The organism is Enterobacter chuandaensis (genome assembly GCF_003594915.1).
GTDB classification, from domain to species: Bacteria; Pseudomonadota; Gammaproteobacteria; order Enterobacterales; family Enterobacteriaceae; genus Enterobacter; species Enterobacter chuandaensis.
On sequence record NZ_QZCS01000001.1, the window covers coordinates 592,557 to 608,799 of the forward strand.

Sequence of the window (16,243 nt, forward strand, 5' to 3'; positions counted from 1 at the left end):
AAGCTTACCTGATTTTGTGGGCCGGCAGAGTTCACATTTTGTTTAAGATTTCACGAGCAGCGTCAACACTTCATAATGCGCGGTATGCGGGAACATATCGCAAAGCTGCACGCGTTCAATGCGGTAGCCCGGCAGGCTGGCGATATCTTTCGCCATGGTCTGCGCGTTGCAGCTGGAGTAGACAATGAAATCGGGCGCCATCTGGCTCAGGTAGTCGCACAGGGATTTGCCAATTCCGCGGCGCGGCGGGTTAACCAGCACCAGCTCCGGCACGTTGCCCTGGCCGGTCGCAAACTGTGTGGAGTCCAGCGCCTGGAAGCGCAGGTTCGTCAGACCCAGCTCGGCGGCGGACTGCTTTGCGCAGGCAATCGCTTCGGCGGAGATCTCAATGCCAGTGAGCTGCATCTCCGGCGTGGCGCAGTGCAGGCCAAAACCGCCCACGCCGCAGAACAGATCCCACATGTGAGCGATGTTTAACGCGCTCACCCAGTCGCGGGCGGTGGCGTACAGGCTGCTTGCCACGGCCGGGTTAGTCTGGAAGAAGCTTTGCGGGCGGATCCACAGCGGCACGCCGTTGAAATTCTCGGCCAGCGCGTGCTGGTCGGTGAAGAAAATTTCTTTCTCCCCTTCCATGATCGCCATATGCACCGGCTGAATATTTGCGGTAATGACCTTAAGCTGCGGAAGCTGTTCCTGTAGCCACGGCAGCGCCGCGCGCAGCTGCTCCAGCTTGGCTTCTGAGCGCAGCACGAAGCGCAGCATCATGCCGCCGTCTTTCTGGCTTTCCGTCAGCAGAAGGTACTTCAGCTCGCCGCGCCTGCGGGCGACGTTGTAAGGCGTTAACCCTGCACGCGCAATAAACGGTTTCAGTGCGGCAAAGACGGGCTCAAACGAGGCGGGATAGAGCGGGCAGTCGGTTAAATCTTCCGGCGTGCCGTCGCGGTGCAGCATCCCCAGCAGCGGTTTTTCAACGCTGCCGCTGACCACCATTTTGGCTTTGTTGCGAAAGCCCTGCTCAGGGCCGCTGACGGGTACGCACCACTCGCCCACCGCGTGCGCTGCCAGCAGCTGTTGCAGGTCGGCCATTTTGGCGGTGAGTTGTTGAGAGACCGGCTGTTCAATCCACTGACAGGAGCGGCAGCGTCCGGCGTCATAGAGTGCGCACTGCATATGAAAACCTTAAGGAAAACGAGGGCTGCGATTATACACATTATTGCAGGCGGAAGAATCTCCGGCTGGAAACCGGAATATATAGCAGGCAGAGCACCAGCATATCCGGCAGTTTTTGCATGACCAGCGCATGGAAAATCTCACGTCGCGACTCGCCGGGAATGCTGAACAGTTCCGGATAGCCATAGCCCAGCGAGGCGGCCCACAGATAGCTGGCGGCGGTCACCTGCGTGAGTAGATAGACCCAGCGCGCCCAGTTGCGCCCTTTGACCAGCGAAAACGCGCAGTAGATCTCGATAAACACCAGCACAAGGCTGCTTAAAAAGACCAGCGTGAGGCTCCACGTCTGCACGCTGCGGTGGATGAATTCACCGATGCCGCGCGCGCCAAGGGTGTTCAGAATCATCAGCACGTCCAGACAGCGGATCATAATAATGGCGAGCGCCGCCACCTGCACCAGCGCAGGGACGTTAGGACGAGCGTGCGTAAGACGTGATTTTTTTAATAATCCCAATGTTTTACTTCCCTGAAAAACAGTGCCGCGTCACGCGCGGCACATCACCGGAAATTTTAAATCCTTCAGCCGCGTCTTGCACGCTGGATATCGCGCACGCGCTGTTTTTCCGCGCGCGCCATCAAATACCAGGCGATAAATCCGACAATTCCGACCACACCGAGGATGATAGAGGCCAGGGCGTTGATCTCCGGGTTCACCCCCATGCGCACGCTGGAGAAGACCAGCATTGGCAGCGTCGTCGCCCCCGGCCCGGAGACAAAGCTGGCGATAACCAGATCGTCCAGCGACAGCGTAAACGCCAGCAGCCAGCCGGAGATCACCGCAGGCATAATCATCGGCAAGGTGATGATGAAAAAGACCTTTAGCGGCGTCGCGCCAAGATCCATCGCCGCCTCCTCAATGGAGCGATCCAGCTCGCGCAGGCGCGAGGAGATCACCACCGCCACGTAGGCCGTACAGAAGGTGACGTGCGCCAGCCAGATGGTGAGCATGCCGCGATCCGCTGGCCAGCCGATGGCGTGCGCCAGGGCCACGAACAGCAGCAGCAGCGCGAGACCGGTGATCACGTCCGGCATGACCAGCGGGGCGGTGATCATAAAGGCGAACCCGTTCGAGCCGCGAAAACGCCCGAAGCGCACCATCACCAGCGCGGCGATGGTGCCCAGAACGCAGGCCATCGTGGCCGCCAGCGCGGCTATGGTCAGGCTCAGCCCCACCGCGCTCATCATCGCATCGTCGTGGAACAGCTCGCTGTACCAGCGCGTCGACCAGCCCGCCCAGACCGTCACCAGCTTAGAGCTGTTGAAGGAGTAGATCACCAGCATCAGCATCGGCGCATACAGGAAGGTAAAGCCGATCATCAGGATCGCAATTCGCCACGGGGAGCGCACTACCGGTAAGTTGTTCATCCGCGATCTCCCATCTGTTTCTGCTGATGCTTGTGGAACCACATGATCGGCACGATCAGCAGCAGGAGCATGATAATCGCCACCGCCGAGGCTACCGGCCAGTCGCGGTTATTGAAGAACTCCTGCCACAGCACGCGGCCAATCATGATGCTGTCCGGGCCGCCGAGCAGTTCCGGGATCACAAACTCCCCGACCGCCGGGATGAAGACCAGCATTGACCCGGCGATAATGCCGCCTTTGGTCAGCGGGACAATGACGCTAAAGAAGGTTTTCAGCGGACGTGCGCCGAGATCGAGCGAGGCTTCCACCAGCGAGTAATCAATCCGCGTCAGGGCCGTGTAGATCGGCAGCACCATAAACGGCAGATAGGCGTAAACAATGCCGATATAGACCGCGAGGTTGGTGTGCAGGATCGTCAGCGGCTGATCGATAACCCCGAGCCACATCAGAAAGTTATTCAGCACGCCGTTGTTTTTCAGGATCCCCATCCAGGCGTAAACGCGGATCAGGAACGAGGTCCACGACGGCAGGATCACCAGCAGCAGCAGGATGTTGCGCGTCGACGGTTTGCTGTGCGCCACCGCCCACGCCAGCGGGTAGCCCATCGCCAGACAGCAGAGCGTTGAGATTGCCGCCACCTGCAGCGACTGCAGGTAAGCTTCGAAATAGAGCGGATCGTCAGTGAGCTGCAGGAAGTTACCCAGATTCAAGGTCAGCGTCAGCTGCCCGTCGGCCCACTCCCACAGATCGGTATACGGTGGGATCGCCCGCGCCATCTCCGCCAGGCTGATCTTAAAGACGATCAGGAACGGCAGCAGGAACAGCAGGATCAGCCACACGTACGGCATGGCGATCACCACCTTGCGGCCGTGGTTCATCTTAAGGCGCGTCAGCCAGTGGGCAAAGCCGCCCGGTTTTTTGACGCGGGCTGGAGGTTCAAGTGTGCTCATGATCGCTCCTTATACCGTCAGCACGACGCAGCTGTCCGCATCCCAGCACAGGCGCACTTCGTCGCCCCAGGTCGGCTGCCCCTTGCGGTAGCGATGTTCGTTCTGCAGCTGGGCGCTGAGCATCTGCCCGCTTTTCAGCCGCACGTGGTAGATGGAGAGATCGCCCAGATAGGCAATATGCACCACTTCCCCGACGGCAAAGTTGTAGCCATCGGCAGGCGGATCGTCACAGAGCATGATCTTCTCCGGACGCAGCGCCACGTAGACCGGCACGTTATCCACCACCGAGTTATCCGGATCGACCTTCAGCGGATGCTGCAGCCCCGGTGATTCGATGACCAGTCCATCCTCCTGACGATTTTTCAGCAGCCCTTCAAAGACGTTAACCGAGCCAATGAACTCTGCGCTGTAGCGGGTGGTCGGGTGCTCGTAAATCTCTTCCGGCTCGCCAATCTGCACGAACTTCCCGCGATTCATAATCGCAATGCGTCCGGCCATGGTCATCGCCTCTTCCTGGTCGTGGGTAACCATCACGCAGGTCACCCCCACGCGCTCGAGGATATCGACCACTTCGAGCTGCATACGGTCGCGCAGCTTTTTGTCCAGGGCACCCATCGGCTCGTCGAGCAGCAGCAGTTTCGGGCGTTTCGCCAGGCTTCGGGCCAACGCCACGCGCTGACGCTGGCCGCCGGAAAGCTGGTGCGGCTTACGCTTCGCGAACTCCTGCATGTGCACCAGGCTCAGCATTTCGGCCACGCGCGCGGTGATTTCGGCTTTCGGCAGTTTGTCCTGCTTCAGGCCAAAGGCAATGTTCTGCTCCACCGTCATGTGCGGGAACAGCGCGTAGGACTGGAACATCATATTAATCGGGCGCTGATACGGCGGCACGCTGGAGAGATCGACCCCATCGAGCATAATCTGCCCGGCGGTAGGTTGTTCAAAACCGGCCAGCATACGCAGCAGAGTCGATTTGCCGCAGCCCGATGCCCCGAGGAGCGCAAAAATTTCGCCTTTGTAAATCGTCAGGCTGACGTCGTCCACGGCATGCTGGCCGTCGAAAGATTTGGTGAGGTTACGAATTTCAAGCAGCGGGGTCAGCGCTTTACGGACTTTCGCCTGCGGGCGGGGGATCGCGTCATTCACGGGGTGTTCTCCGGTAGAGATCAAATCATGGTGCAGGCGCACCAGAACGGTGCGCCTGTTGCCGGGGGCGCTAACGCTTGCCCGGCCTACGACAAAGGGTTATTTACCGCTTTTCACCTTAGTCCACGCGCGGGTACGCACGCGGTCAATTTTTGGATCCTGTACCTTCAGGGTGAAGAGCTTGGCGAACACGTCCGCCGGTGGGTAGATCGCCGGATTGTTACGGATTTCTTCGCTTACCAGCGGCACGGAGGCCTTGTTACCGTTGGCGTAGTAAACGTGGTCGCTGATATGGGCGATCACGTCAGGACGCATCAGGTAGTTGAGGAACTGGTAGGCTTCGTCTTTGTTCTTCGCATCAGCCGGCATCGCGAAGACGTCGAAGAAGGCCAGCGCGCCCTCTTTCGGAATGAAGTAAGAGACATTCACGCCGTTTTTCGCCTCTTTCGCGCGGTTAGCCGCCTGCCACACGTCCCCTGCCCAGCCGATCGCGACGCAGATGTCGCCGTTCGCCAGGTCGTTGATGTACTGAGACGAGTGGAAGTAGCGAATGTTTGGACGCAGCTTCAGCAGCAGATCGGTTGCCGGGCCGGTGTAGTCATCGGCTTTATTGCTGTTCGGGTCTTTGCCCAGGTAGTTCAGCACGGTGGCGAAAATCTCTTCCGGCGCATCGAGGAAGGAGACGCCGCAACTTTTCAGCTTCGCAAGGTTTTCCGGCTTCAGCACCACGTCCCAGCTGTCCAGCTTAACGTCCGGGCCCAGAGCAGCTTTGACTTTATCCACGTTGTAGCCGATACCGGTGGTCGCCCACAGGTAAGGCATCGCGTATTTGTTGTCCGGGTCGTGCTTCGCCACCAGCTTCAGCACTTCCGGGTCGAGGTTTTTCCAGTTCGATAACTTGCTCTTGTCCAGCGGCTGGAAGACGCCCGCCGTCAGCTGACGTTCCAGGAAGCTTGCGGAAGGTACGACCAGGTCAAAACCGGTGCTGCCCGCCATCAGCTTTCCTTCCAGCACTTCGTTGGAATCGAAGACGTCGTAGACCACTTTAATGCCGGTCTCTTTTTCAAAATTAGCGACCGTGTCCGGCGCAATATAGTCAGACCAGTTGTAAACGTGCAGCGTTTTTTGTTCCGCAGCGAGCGTGCCGGCAGAGACGGCCATCAGAGCACCCGCAACCAGACCCGATAACCATTTTTTATTCAAGGCGATCATAGTGTTATTCCTTCTGAAAGCTCGTTAACAAACGAACTAAACTGTGCAATCTGGATATATGCAAAAATCATGCATAGTTTGTCGCTCTGCTCAAAATAAAAAGAAACCTCTTTACCCGGCAGGATCCGCTCGCTTTTTTAAGCATCGCAAGAATAACTGTAGCCCGTGTCTCCGGCTATAGCCCAGACGAAAAAACGCCTTTTATCAATTTTTTATGCAGGTTAAGTCTACGTGATAACCCGAAATGGCCCTGAGGGAGGTGAAAAATTCTTTAAAGAAAGGTTAAAAGCAGCAGAAAAAATGGCCTTCTGCAGCCGCTCTGGCAGCGACTGCGCAAAAGTCAGACAGGCTTAGTGAAGAAAATTGGGAGATGCATCATTATTCTCTGCATCGTCTTCCGCGCTGTACAGCAGATGATGTGCATTGGCTTCCATCATCACCATGGAAATTTGCTCTTCACTCAAGCGCATAAACCAGGCGAACTGCTTGAACGAGAGCCCTGCCCCGGAGAATAAAGACTGGCAAACGACCAGTTTTGGCAGATTATCGTCCTGTATATCGAGAAATGCTTTCACCGTCAAAGAACTGGCGTTGATCGCCGACAGGTCGGAGGCCAGCGCCAGCAGCGCAGAAGGCTTCACTTCGGCCAGCGCGGAGAAAAGGATCACGTCGTTAATCAGATCGATTTTGGCATCGAAAATGCCGTCGAAATTCTGCATGTGAGGCAGATGCAGCGCCTGGCAGGAATCGCATTCGAAGAACGTGATCCCGGCATCATCAAGCCATTGACGTAACGTATCCAGTGTAGGAACGACCTGTAAATCCATCGCGGTGCAGCCTCTTTAGTAAAAACTTCGCATAGGGTACTCAAAAAGCGCCCGGTAATCCATTTAACCACCCGTTTTAAGACAGTAGCCCGGCGTGGCATGACGCTCAATCCATGCGATCATTTTACCTGCAATATCGACCCCAGTGGTTTTTTCCACGCCTTCCAGCCCCGGGGAGGCGTTCACCTCCATCACCAGCGGCCCGCGCGTCGCACGCAGAAGGTCTACGCCCGCCACGTCCAGCCCCAGGGTTTGCGCCGCTTTCACGGCAATTTCCCGTTCGCGTTCGCTGATATCGGCAATTCTGGCAACACCGCCCCGGTGAAGGTTAGAGCGGAAGTCGCCCTCTTTCGCCTGGCGCTCAATGGCCGCCACGACCTCGTTACCCACCACGAAGCAGCGAATGTCGCGCCCTTTCGCCTCTTCAATATATTCCTGCACCAGTATGTGCGCATTCAGGCCGCGAAAGGCGTCAATCACGCTCTCCGCCGCCTGACGCGTTTCTGCCAGCACCACGCCTATGCCCTGCGTGCCTTCCACCAGTTTGATCACCAGCGGCGCGCCGCCCACCATATCGATAAGATCGCTGGTGTCGTCCGGCGAATGGGCAATACCCGTGACGGGTAGATCAATCCCCTGGCGGGCGAGCAGTTGAAGCGAGCGCAGCTTGTCGCGGGCGCGGGAAATGGCAACGGATTCGTTGAGCGGGTAGCTGCCCAGCATCTCGAACTGGCGCAGCGCGGCGGTGCCGTAATAGGTTATCTGGGAGCCGATGCGCGGGATCACCGCATCAAAATGCGGCAGCTTGCGGCCTTTGTAGTGAATCGACGACGCAGCGGGGTCGATGTTCATATAGCAGGACATCGGGTCGAGGATCTCAACCTGATGCCCGCGTTTCGCCGCTGCTTCTCGCAGGCGCTTACATGAATAGAGCGTTCCGTCCCGGGACAATATGGCAATTTTCACCCTGCACCTCTCTGAATACATGGAAAAAGCCTGCATATCATATACGCAGGCAGGCGCAGGAGGAATGGACTATCGCGTTGCCCAGCCCTGTTTGTGCAGATAATCAAGAATGAACGGGCGGTTTTCTTTGATGATGGTGCGGCGAATATGGTCCGTCCAGGTGTCGCGACGGTTGTTGCTGTCGCGCGTCAGGTAGTAGTTCGCCAGCTCTTCGTCGTAGTGATTCAGAACGTCCTGGTCGACCGGCTGGTAGTGGTTTTCATGCACCAGCATCGCGGCAGGAATACGCGGCTTCAGATCCGGGTTATCCGCCGGCCAGCCGAGGCACAGGCCAAACAGCGGCAGCACGTGTTTTGGCAGCTTCAGCAGATCGGTCACGCTTTGAATGTTGTTACGCAGTCCGCCGATATAGACACCGCCTAACCCCAGCGACTCCGCCGCCGTAAAGGCGTTTTGCGCCATCAGCGCGGTATCCACCACGCCCAGCAGCAACTGTTCCGCCAGCCCCAGCTCGGCTTCCGGGCAGATCTGCAGGTGGCGGTTAAAATCGGCGCAAAACACCCAGAACTCTGCCGCCTGGGCCACATGCTTCTGCCCGCCGGTCAGCGTGACCAGCTGCTCGCGCATGGCAGGGTCGGTGATGCGGATAATCGAGCTGCACTGCAAAAAGCTGGAGCTGGAGGTGGCTCTTGCGCTGTCGATAATCGCATTACGCTGCGCCTCGGTAATCGGCTCATCGGTAAAGTGGCGAATGGAGCGGTGGGACTGGAGCAGGTCTATGGTTGGCGTCATCTTGTCTCTCTTTGTCTTGCTTAATACGTATGGCAGCCAGTATAGGCAATGATATGCGCGGTGTAATTGGCGAAACATAGCTCATAGATATTATAACGACAGGCGAAACCTTCTTTAATGACGGCGGGTTATGGGGCACTATACGTGTCATTCGCCGTCAGGCTTGTTTTTTGAGGAGAGAGAAATGTTTGCAGTAATTTTTGGTCGTCCAGGGTGCCCTTACTGTGTGCGCGCGAAAGAGCTGGCTGAGAAACTGACCGCAGAGCGCGATGACTTCAACTTCCGCTATGTAGACATCCACGCGGAAGGCATCACCAAAGCCGATCTGGAAAAAACCGTCGGTAAGCCGGTTGAAACCGTGCCGCAGATCTTCCTCGATCAGAAACACATCGGCGGTTGCACAGACTTTGAGGCCTACGCCAAAGAACATCTGGGCCTGTTTGCCGAGCAGTAATGAAAAAGACGCCCTCACCGTGAGGGCGTTTTTATTTGCGGTGCCGTCGGTGCTGAACCAGGCTGCGCACAAACAGGTAGCACAGCGCGCCAAGCGCGCACCAGAATACGCCGCTCAGCAACCACGCCAGCTCCTGCCAGAAACTCCGCGTTGAAATATACATCAGGCGCATCATCAGCAGACACAGCGGCGCTGCGAGCATGGCGCCAAGCAGCGGTTTCACCACCTCCCCTTTACGGGAGAGAAAACTGGCGGCAGCCCCCGGCAGCGTGAAGAAGAGCAACCCCAGTTCCGGGTGCCCGGACGCCCTGAACGCGCCCTTCACATTAAATGCGAGCGACATACAAACTACCGTGAACAGCAAAAAACAGCTGATCACCCCCGCCCAGTTTCGTTTCATATTCAAACTATCCTCCTGACTTATCTCTATCAAATACACATTCGTCGGGTAGACGCCCAGTCAGATAAAGCAGTGCGGCAATCCATGCCAAAGTACGCACAGGGTGATGCGATAATCAGTAGCTGTCAGTAGCTAATGCGATTAAACTACACGCCAGCTAATGTTTTAGGGAATAAAGCAGGAAACAGGGAGCGTTAACGCCATTCCCTGACCCAGAAAACAGTAGCCCAAAAAGTCCTTTCATTCAACAACTTACTGGTAAACAAGAAGTTAGCCTCCGTGAATATAAACGTCGCAGACTTGTTAAATGGGAATTACATCCTGTTATTATTTGTGGTACTGGCGCTGGGTCTTTGCCTGGGTAAATTGCGCCTGGGTTCGGTTCAACTCGGTAATTCCATTGGCGTTTTAGTCGTCTCCTTATTATTAGGCCAGCAGCATTTCAGCATTAACACGGACGCGCTGAACTTAGGTTTTATGCTGTTTATTTTTTGCGTTGGCGTAGAAGCGGGACCTAACTTTTTTTCAATTTTCTTCCGCGACGGCAAAAATTATCTGATGCTGGCGCTGGTGATGGTCGGCAGCGCGCTGCTGATCGCGTTAGGGCTGGGCAAACTGTTTGGCTGGGATATCGGGTTAACGGCCGGTATGCTGGCAGGCTCCATGACCTCCACCCCCGTGCTCGTGGGCGCCGGTGATACCCTGCGCCATTCCGGCATGGCGGGCGCACAGCTCTCTACCGCCCTCGACCACCTGAGCCTGGGTTATGCCCTGACCTACCTGATTGGTCTGGTGAGCCTTATCGTTGGTGCGCGCTACCTGCCAAAACTGCAGCACCAGGATCTGCAGACCAGCGCCCAGCAAATCGCCCGCGAGCGCGGCCTGGATACCGATTCCAAACGTAAAGTCTATCTCCCGGTGATCCGCGCGTATCGTGTCGGGCCAGAGCTGGTGGCATGGGCAGACGGCAAAAATCTTCGCGAGCTCGGGATTTACCGCCAGACGGGTTGCTACATCGAACGCATCCGCCGCAACGGCATTCTGGCGAACCCGGACGGCGACGCGGTGTTGCAGATGGGCGACGACATCGCGCTGGTGGGTTACCCGGACGCGCACGCCCGTCTCGACCCGAGCTTCCGTAACGGCAAAGAGGTGTTCGACCGCGACCTGCTCGACATGCGCATCGTCACCGAAGAGATTGTGGTGAAAAACCATAACGCCGTGGGCCGCCGTCTGGCGCAGCTGAAGCTGACCGACCACGGCTGCTTCCTCAACCGCGTGATCCGCAGCCAGATTGAAATGCCTATCGACGACAACGTCGTGCTCAACAAAGGCGACGTTCTGCAGGTCAGCGGCGACGCGCGACGCGTGAAAACCGTTGCCGATCGCATCGGCTTTATCTCCATTCACAGCCAGGTCACCGACCTGCTGGCCTTCTGCGCCTTCTTCATTGTTGGCCTGATGATCGGGATGATCACCTTCCAGTTCAGCAACTTCAGCTTCGGCATCGGTAACGCCGCCGGGCTGCTGTTCGCCGGGATCATGTTGGGCTTCCTGCGTGCCAACCATCCGACCTTCGGCTACATTCCGCAGGGCGCGCTGAACATGGTGAAAGAGTTCGGTCTGATGGTCTTTATGGCGGGCGTGGGCTTAAGCGCGGGAAGCGGCATTGGTCACAGCCTCGGCGCCGTCGGCTGGCAAATGTTGGTTTCCGGACTTATCGTCAGCCTGGTGCCGGTCGTTATCTGCTTCCTGTTCGGCGCCTACGTGCTGCGCATGAACCGCGCCCTGCTCTTCGGGGCGATGATGGGGGCGCGTACCTGTGCCCCGGCAATGGAAATTATCAGCGATACCGCGCGCAGCAACATCCCGGCGCTGGGGTATGCAGGCACCTACGCTATCGCGAACGTACTGCTGACGCTGGCGGGTACGCTGATCATCATCATCTGGCCGGGACTCGGATAACTCCTAAGTTTGCGCGTAATGAAAAAATTTTTGTAACGCGCAGAACTTTTTTAGCAGGGGGCAGTCATAACTAGTGCCACTGCTTTTCTTTGATGTCCCCAATTTGTGGAGCCCATCAACCCCGCCGTTTTGGTTCAAGGTTGATGGGTTTTTTGTTGCCTGAAATTCCCTCACTCTCAGAATCAATCGCTTACAGCCACGCTTCTGATGTTGGGCGTCAGCTCCGGAAAAAACCTATCCCATTACTTTCTCCTTCCAGACTTCAGAAAACTATCGCTCCCTGACAGCAAAAGAATAAAATCAGAAAAAACGTCAGCAAGGAAAGCCGCATGTTCGATTTTTATCCCGAGAAAACCTATAGCAGAACAGAAGTAATGAGCAAACCATCGCCAGTTCCGCCAGTAAATGGCGTCTACTTCTGGTGGTTTAAGGAGATCCCTCCAGGTGTGCCGACAGAGGGCTGCATCACCTCAGACGGCTACACGCTGCTATACGTTGGTATTTCGCCCGACCAGAGAGGGAAACCTAACAGCCGTTCGAACTTAAGGAAACGAATCAAAACGCATTACAGCGGCAATGCGGCTGGATCAACACTCAGGCGCACGCTGGGTGTGTTATTGAGTGGTTTAAGTGGCTTTCCCCTGCGGCGCGTGGGTTCAGGATCCAGAATGACATTTACTCACCCTGGCGAGCAGTGGCTTGACATTTGGATGGAACAAAATGCCAAGGTTCACTGGTTTCCTGTTGAAGCACCGTGGGAAGTTGAAGTCAAATTGATCGCATCCATTCCCCTTCCTCTGAACATTCAGGGAAATGCTCACAGTTTTAAACCCGCGCTTTCAGGAATGCGCACTCAGGCGGCAGCTGAAGCGCGATTGATGGATATTGCAGATGAACGGGGTTTGAAAAGACGATTAGCGACGCAGTAAACTCGCGCCGTCCGCTCAGAGTCAGTAAGCAAATTGATCTTGCATACCTTTGAGATGAGGCGGTGCTTCGCTGATTTTTTGCGAACAGCATACTGACCGAACAAAAGTCTCATGCGCTACGAAAGCATGCCTGCAGTAGGCGATGTCCTCTCGCTTGAGCCATCACTGGCGAAAAACACCTACCACGGGATCAATTTAGATTCCTGTTGATTTATGCAGTACGGTATAACCACGCAGCCCTACGAGTTTACCAAAGGCAGCATCTTTCACCTGATGGAGCCGGCTCTGAACCATGAGATTTACGGCCTAACGGAATACTGTCCGCCATTCCCTCCGTCCTGCTTAACTTGCCCGCCACGCTGCTCCGTCGCAAGCATTACATCAACGGCAGCGATGCTGGATCCAGCATTGTAAAGAACCAAGCGGGCTTGAACAATATCCATCAAGCAATGAAAAGCGCCAAAGGACGGCGTACGGATCACTCCGTTTTCAGAAGCTGCGACAAAAAATGAATTCCTTAGCATCAAGAATGTGAGCCGGGACGACATGACGGCAGCGCACCGCATTAGGCGGAAGATGATGGAGATCATGCCCAACAATGTTGGTAGGTTTGGCTATGAGGAAAAAGTCAGCCTTGCTTTTGTTCGAAACGAGCCAATGGCATTGTAAAAGCGGCTACAGGCGGTGAATAATTAGCTCCTTAGAATATAATAAAATTCACCTTATATGACTTTTAATTTATGTATACCTAACTGTTAATATTGTTAGGGTTTATTTTTAATTAAAATTTTCTGGTAATCGATTTTTATCTCCCTTACTATATCAAATATGTATGAAAATCTATTAAAGTCTATTACCCTTTTCTTATCCTTAACTATTTTCACGGAAAAAACATGTTTCCCATATTCAGTTTTCGAATCACCATCATTGTTTTTATTGAATATTTTCCCATCTAACTCAATTGAGAGCACTTCAGTAGGGAAAAAATCTTCCATTGAGGTCTCATTACCACCTTCAGTCAGCGGCGTTAGAACCAAATATAAATTATGAAAAATATGCAAATACCTCATACGTCTAATAGCCCCCACATCATCCGGGCATTGTTTAACTTTATTTTTAAGAAAGTTGAGAAGTTCGTTCGGACCGGTATCATTATCAAGAACCATTATTACTGGTTGCTTAGCAATACTACCATAATATGATGAGTAATGTTCTCTATAACGTTCAACAAATTTTTTTAAATCCGCAGTACCACCTGAAATATTGAGGAAATAATTTAATTTATCGGTTATTTTTAAAATATTTAGATCAATCTCCTTTCCTTTCTTATCTTTTCGTTCTCTATATAACTCTGGGTAGTTATTTGACAAAGCACGCAATGCAGCCTTTAAATATATCCTATCAGTTTTCCCCTCTGTCACAATCGTTGGGCATGTATTCCCATGAAAAAATTTATAATAAATAAATTTTCCGTAAGCTTTTTCCCGAGCATTAAGTTTTGATTTAAAGCTATGCAAGGTAGCCGGTGCAAGTGCGTACTTTTCTGGCTGCTTACTTTTCTTCTTCTGTATATTATTAAACTTGTCTAACTGGTCGATAAAACCAAACATTCCTTCCAGCTTATCTAAGCTTCCTGCTACTTCATCCCCATTTTCATCTGGTAATTTATATTCCCCAGTAGTGTATAGGGTATGGGCTAAAGCCCTAGTCTTATCTGAATAACGGCGTTCTACATTTACTATTTTATTTACAGTAAGCCCTGTAACCTCCAAACGAGAAGGTTTGTAAGCAAGTCTTGTCTTAGCATCGTTGATTTCAAAACCAGCTCTTTTAATTTCATTTACTAAATACTTACCTAATATAACCCCTTCTGGTTGTAAGAGGGCTAACTCTGTTGGAAAACTAGGTTTATTTGTTGAAAAAGTTATATCATCAGCATATCTACTATAAGAACACCCATATTGTTTAGCTAGCTTAGCTAAGCGCATATCCATAATGCTACAAATTAGATTAGATATGACTGGAGAACATGGACTACCTTGAGGTAAAACTCCTCTATAACACGCAGCTTTTGCGATTGTTGTTGCAACAATGGGATTTAATAAAAAATCCTTATTAGACATAAAATATCCTCGAACCCTGCCAAAATTAAAGCTTCCGAAGAAATTACTAAGATCTATATTAAGTATTATTCTTTTATTTCTATGTCTATATGCATTTAATATTATTGATTTATTTTTTTTCAAATCCAAATGAATAATTATTTATGATTTTTTTAGAAATAAACAACTCGTTACGACAATCAGATAATAAATTAGAAATCCTTCTCTGGAGATCTTTTAAACGTTCTGTTGGAGCGGAGATTAGTCGTACACCATTTCCTTTTTTGGGAACGGTAAAAGGTGTATACTGATTTTCAGTTCCAATTCGAAAAAGAACATTAGTTAAAAACACTACCTTAACACCTAACAATTTTGCAAGGTCTTCACGAGATTCTGCAGATCTCAAAGTATCGAGTTTTGATGTTCTTGTCATTTCTTCTTCATCCAAGAGAAAAAATTAAAGATAGCGCATGTAGGCACTCCTTCGCACAGCATCGTGGCCTTATGGCGTCGAAACAAGGATTTCAGGGAGGCGATACCTCCTGCCATTTAGATCACTGGTTGTGATTCACAACCAACAAATCTGCCTACATGCGCGATCAATAAACTATCATCTAGACTTGATAATTTCCAGCATAAATATCAATAATTTAATACCCTAGCGCTCGCTCGTATCCCCGCCACGCCAGCCCGCTTTATATAATGGTTTTCATGCAGGTGCATGATGGCTGCAAAGTCCGCCATGCTTTCCGCGAAACCAAAGTTACTCAAGTTTGAGTTGAACTGCCACCTCACTACAATTTAAAACTGACCCTTATCAACCACTTTCTCATGTGGTTAAATCATATTCCTAAGCTGACATTTTACTCGTGAAGGAAAAACATGGACGCAAATGATCCTGGAAAGTTGATATGGCATGTCGCCTGCGATGAGTCAGGCATCGATGGTCAGCGATTTTATGGATTTGGCAGCTTGTGGATGAAGTATCAAAGACGTGGGGACTTCGTGCGCATCATTCGTGAGCTTAGGGAAAAGCATAACTGTAGCGATGAAATAAAGTGGCAAAAAGCTCACTCAAAGCGAAATGCTGCTTTTTATCATGACCTCCTTGAAACATTCTTCAAGCACCAATGGCTGGCGTTCCACTGCATCATTGTTGAAAAATCAAAAGTAGAAAAATCCTTCCATGGCGGCGACTACGATCTGGCTATGCGTAAGCATTTTGGCAAGCTGATTGAAACTAAAATAGGCAACGTCATCAAGGCTCATCCAGAAAGGGAATGCGAGTTCCGTGTGGAAGTGGACCCACTTCCATCTCGGTATAAAAAAGCTGATGAGGCGTTTGAAGTCATCACTAACCACACGTTAGCAAAAAGGTTTGGCCGCAAAGACATTATCAAGAGCGTCGTCACTAAGGATTCAAAATATTCTGAGCATATTCAAATTGCAGATTTTCTTCTAGGCGCAGTGATGTGCGCCTATCAAGGCAAAGCAACTTCGGAAGCAAAGTTAGCAGTTGCAAACAAAGTTGCGTCTTATCTGGGATGGGATTCGCTTATGTATGACACTTGGCCAAAAGAGCGCAAATTTAATATTTGGCTTTTTTCGACAGTTCGAAAGGACCAAGGGATATCCTTACGCGAGATGTGAATTTGAAGTATGAATTGCCCAAGTCTAAAAAATAGAGCCGACCTCACAGCCGGCACGGTTGGAGTCCCAGTCGTTCGACGAAGTTACCAACTAGGCGGTATCAACTTTCGGGGGGCCGCCTCTAATTCCCCAAAACCATAAATTCAGTTCAATGATAGTAGCGTTTTAAAGTTTCAAACTCAACAAAATGCATAACAATCATGTTGTAAGGCCTATTACACTAATTATCGCTCTCAAGTGAGGAATCACTAATGTGTA

General features: G+C 52.4%; 15 protein-coding genes and 2 pseudogenes. 5 read left to right on the forward strand and 12 right to left on the reverse strand.

Features of this window, described 5'->3' with window-relative positions:
• Nucleotides 1-42: 42 nt before the first annotated feature.
• From rlmC to nfsA, 9 genes are all read right to left on the reverse strand, one after another.
• The gene (rlmC, locus tag D5066_RS02980; protein WP_119915003.1) at nucleotides 43-1,170 is read right to left on the reverse strand and encodes a 23S rRNA (uracil(747)-C(5))-methyltransferase RlmC; all 1,128 of its coding nucleotides are present in this window, start codon (nucleotides 1,168-1,170) and stop codon (nucleotides 43-45) included.
• Between the two features lie 40 nt (nucleotides 1,171-1,210).
• Nucleotides 1,211-1,684: a YbjO family protein gene (locus D5066_RS02985; RefSeq protein ID WP_080327752.1), complete on the reverse strand. Its 474-nt coding sequence runs from the start codon at nucleotides 1,682-1,684 to the stop codon at nucleotides 1,211-1,213.
• A gap of 65 nt (nucleotides 1,685-1,749) precedes the next feature.
• A complete protein-coding gene (potI, locus tag D5066_RS02990; protein ID WP_119915004.1) occupies nucleotides 1,750-2,595 on the reverse strand; it encodes a putrescine ABC transporter permease PotI in 846 nt (281 codons plus the stop codon).
• Nucleotides 2,592-3,545 (reverse strand): putrescine ABC transporter permease PotH, encoded by a 954-nt coding sequence (gene potH, locus D5066_RS02995; protein ID WP_080327753.1) that lies wholly within the window; start codon nucleotides 3,543-3,545, stop codon nucleotides 2,592-2,594. Before potH ends, potI begins: the two co-directional genes overlap by 4 nt.
• A gap of 9 nt (nucleotides 3,546-3,554) precedes the next feature.
• Nucleotides 3,555-4,688 (reverse strand): putrescine ABC transporter ATP-binding subunit PotG, encoded by a 1,134-nt coding sequence (gene potG, locus D5066_RS03000; RefSeq protein ID WP_119915005.1) that lies wholly within the window; start codon nucleotides 4,686-4,688, stop codon nucleotides 3,555-3,557.
• 99 nt (nucleotides 4,689-4,787) lie between these two features.
• Complete coding sequence (potF, locus tag D5066_RS03005; RefSeq protein ID WP_080327755.1) at nucleotides 4,788-5,900, reverse strand: spermidine/putrescine ABC transporter substrate-binding protein PotF; 1,113 nt, start codon at nucleotides 5,898-5,900, stop codon at nucleotides 4,788-4,790.
• A gap of 350 nt (nucleotides 5,901-6,250) precedes the next feature.
• A complete protein-coding gene (locus tag D5066_RS03015) occupies nucleotides 6,251-6,727 on the reverse strand; it encodes a YbjN domain-containing protein (RefSeq protein WP_003858385.1) in 477 nt (158 codons plus the stop codon).
• A 63-nt stretch (nucleotides 6,728-6,790) separates the two neighbouring features.
• A complete protein-coding gene (gene rimK / locus D5066_RS03020) occupies nucleotides 6,791-7,693 on the reverse strand; it encodes a 30S ribosomal protein S6--L-glutamate ligase (RefSeq protein ID WP_119915006.1) in 903 nt (300 codons plus the stop codon).
• A gap of 69 nt (nucleotides 7,694-7,762) precedes the next feature.
• Nucleotides 7,763-8,485, reverse strand: a complete 723-nt coding sequence (gene nfsA / locus D5066_RS03025) for a nitroreductase NfsA (protein ID WP_119915007.1) — start codon at nucleotides 8,483-8,485, stop codon at nucleotides 7,763-7,765.
• A 184-nt stretch (nucleotides 8,486-8,669) separates the two neighbouring features.
• Between nfsA and D5066_RS03030 the strand changes: the two genes are divergently transcribed.
• Complete coding sequence (locus D5066_RS03030) at nucleotides 8,670-8,939, forward strand: GrxA family glutaredoxin (protein WP_014883149.1); 270 nt, start codon at nucleotides 8,670-8,672, stop codon at nucleotides 8,937-8,939.
• 31 nt (nucleotides 8,940-8,970) lie between these two features.
• Here the strand turns inward: D5066_RS03030 and D5066_RS03035 are convergent, their stop codons facing one another.
• Nucleotides 8,971-9,339 carry an inner membrane protein YbjM gene (locus tag D5066_RS03035; protein ID WP_088204913.1) on the reverse strand — a complete coding sequence of 123 codons (369 nt, stop codon included), beginning with the start codon at nucleotides 9,337-9,339 and terminating at the stop codon, nucleotides 8,971-8,973.
• A gap of 279 nt (nucleotides 9,340-9,618) precedes the next feature.
• Here D5066_RS03035 and D5066_RS03040 point away from each other — a divergent pair, with 279 nt between their 5' ends.
• The 3 genes and pseudogenes from D5066_RS03040 to D5066_RS23010 all read left to right on the forward strand — a co-directional run.
• Nucleotides 9,619-11,304, forward strand: coding sequence for an aspartate:alanine antiporter (locus D5066_RS03040; protein ID WP_014169303.1), 1,686 nt, complete (start codon nucleotides 9,619-9,621; stop codon nucleotides 11,302-11,304).
• Nucleotides 11,305-11,633: 329 nt separating this feature from the next.
• Entirely contained in the window at nucleotides 11,634-12,233 is a 600-nt protein-coding gene (locus D5066_RS23005; protein WP_119915008.1) for a GIY-YIG nuclease family protein, read from the forward strand.
• Between the two features lie 135 nt (nucleotides 12,234-12,368).
• Nucleotides 12,369-12,899, forward strand: a pseudogene (locus D5066_RS23010) (phage portal protein); the annotation flags it as partial.
• 98 nt (nucleotides 12,900-12,997) lie between these two features.
• On the opposite strand, the gene D5066_RS03055 reads toward D5066_RS23010, so the two are convergent.
• Together D5066_RS03055 and D5066_RS23015 are read right to left on the reverse strand one after the other, a co-directional pair.
• Nucleotides 12,998-14,485 (reverse strand): retron Ec67 family RNA-directed DNA polymerase/endonuclease, encoded by a 1,488-nt coding sequence (locus D5066_RS03055; protein WP_336431774.1) that lies wholly within the window; start codon nucleotides 14,483-14,485, stop codon nucleotides 12,998-13,000.
• Nucleotides 14,466-14,768, reverse strand: a complete 303-nt coding sequence (locus tag D5066_RS23015) for an RNA-dependent RNA polymerase family protein (RefSeq protein ID WP_244288118.1) — start codon at nucleotides 14,766-14,768, stop codon at nucleotides 14,466-14,468. The genes D5066_RS03055 and D5066_RS23015 overlap by 20 nt, the downstream gene beginning before the upstream one ends.
• A gap of 449 nt (nucleotides 14,769-15,217) precedes the next feature.
• On the opposite strand from D5066_RS23015, the pseudogene D5066_RS03060 reads away from it, so the two are divergent.
• Nucleotides 15,218-16,020 (forward strand): annotated as a pseudogene (locus D5066_RS03060) (DUF3800 domain-containing protein).
• Nucleotides 16,021-16,243: the final 223 nt, after the last annotated feature.